This window comes from Rhizobacter sp. P3_B12 (genome assembly GCF_056402895.1).
Map to the genome: position 1 here is coordinate 1 of NZ_JBFUGN010001277.1, position 1,432 is coordinate 1,432.

Genomic DNA, 1,432 nt, shown 5'->3' on the forward strand with positions numbered 1-1,432 from the left:
GCGTGGCAATGCGCTCGCGCAGCTCGGGCAGCCCCTGCGGCGGGCAGCGCGCGGCCATGCCGCCGTTGGCGCGCGCCAGGCCGCGCTGCACGACGATGGCGGGGATCGCGTCTTCGAGCCACGACACCGGCAGCGAACCGGCGCTCACCGGCAGCACGCCGGCGCGCTGGTCGTGGGCCTGCTGCACGAGCCAGACGGCGTCCTGCTCCTCGCCGGCTTCGAGCATGGCATCGAGCACCGGGGGCGCCGCCGTCTCGCAGACGTAGAAGCCGGCCGTGCCGTGCGATTCGACGACGGCCGCCGCGACCAGCCGGTCGTAGGCGGTGACCACGGTGTTCGGGCTCACGCCGAGCTGCCGCGCCAGCGTGCGGATCGACGGCAGCTTCGCGCCGGCCGACAGCCGGCCATCGTCGACGAGCGCGCGCAGCCGGGTCTCGATCTGGTCGGCGAGCGGCGCGGGGGAGTCGCGGTCGAGGGAGAACMTGTTCAGCGGGAGGCTCAGCGGGCGAGAAGCAGCATCGCCAGCACGGCCAGCGATCCCGCCATGATGGCATTGAATGCCTCGCGCCAGCCGGGGCGCGTGAGCACCCGGCGCAGCCCGGCGCCGAACAGCGTCCACATCGAGATGCAGGGGAAGTTGGTGGCCAGCGTGATCGCCAGCACCACCAGCGCGGCCAYGCCGGTCGGCATGCCCGTCGGCATGAAGACCGTCGCGACCGTGACCGACTTGAGCCAGGTCTTCGGGTTGACGAACTGGAACGCGGCCGCCTCGAAGAAGCCGACCGGCTGCGCGAGCTCGGAGCCGAACACCACCGGCGTCGTCAGCTTCCACGCCATCCACAGCAGGAACAGCGCGCCGGCGATGCGCAGCGCGTCGTGGACCGCCGGGTGGTCCGCGAGCAGCGTGCCMAGCCCGAGGCAGGCCAGCCAGGTCTGCACGCCCCCGCCGATGCTGACGCCGAGCAGGTGCGGCAGGCTGCGCCGGTAGCCGAAGTTCGCGCCCGAGGTGGTCAGCAGGATGTTGTTCGGGCCGGGCGTCGCCGACATCAGCAGCGAGTAGCTCAACAGGGGCAGCAGGTCGTTCATCGCGTCTCCTTCACGGTGGAGACGAGCTTGGGGGCGCCGCCGCCGCGCGGGAAGCTACAGGGCAGGGGGTCGGGCCGAGGCACTGTATCAATCGCTGCGGGGGCACAGTCACGGCACGCGCAGGCTGGGCTACGCTCGACGCACCCTCTGTTTTCCGGACCCCGACGATGGACCTGCCGATCTCCTGGCGCGATGTCGACATCGCTGCTTCTCACCTCGAAGGGGTGGCCCACCGCACGCCGGTCGCCACCTCGCGCACCGCGAACCAGCGCACCGGCGCGCAGGTGTTCTTCAAGTGCGAGAACCTGCAGCGCATGGGGGCGTTCAAGTTCCGCGGTGCCTACAA

2 protein-coding genes and 1 pseudogene are annotated in these 1,432 nt (G+C 71.5%); 1 reads left to right on the forward strand and 2 read right to left on the reverse strand.

Going from position 1 to position 1,432, the window contains the following annotated elements:
- Both AC1D01_RS34485 and AC1D01_RS34490 read right to left on the reverse strand, forming a co-directional pair.
- The coding region (locus tag AC1D01_RS34485) for a GntR family transcriptional regulator (protein ID WP_477873983.1) at nt 1-538 on the reverse strand (538 nt) is incomplete at its 3' end.
- Nucleotides 499-1,086, reverse strand: a complete 588-nt coding sequence (locus AC1D01_RS34490) for a LysE family translocator (protein ID WP_477873980.1) — start codon at nt 1,084-1,086, stop codon at nt 499-501. The genes AC1D01_RS34490 and AC1D01_RS34485, both read right to left, overlap by 40 nt.
- A 167-nt stretch (nt 1,087-1,253) precedes the next feature.
- Between AC1D01_RS34490 and AC1D01_RS34495 the strand changes: the two are divergent.
- A pseudogene (locus AC1D01_RS34495) lies at nt 1,254-1,432 on the forward strand (serine dehydratase); the annotation flags it as partial.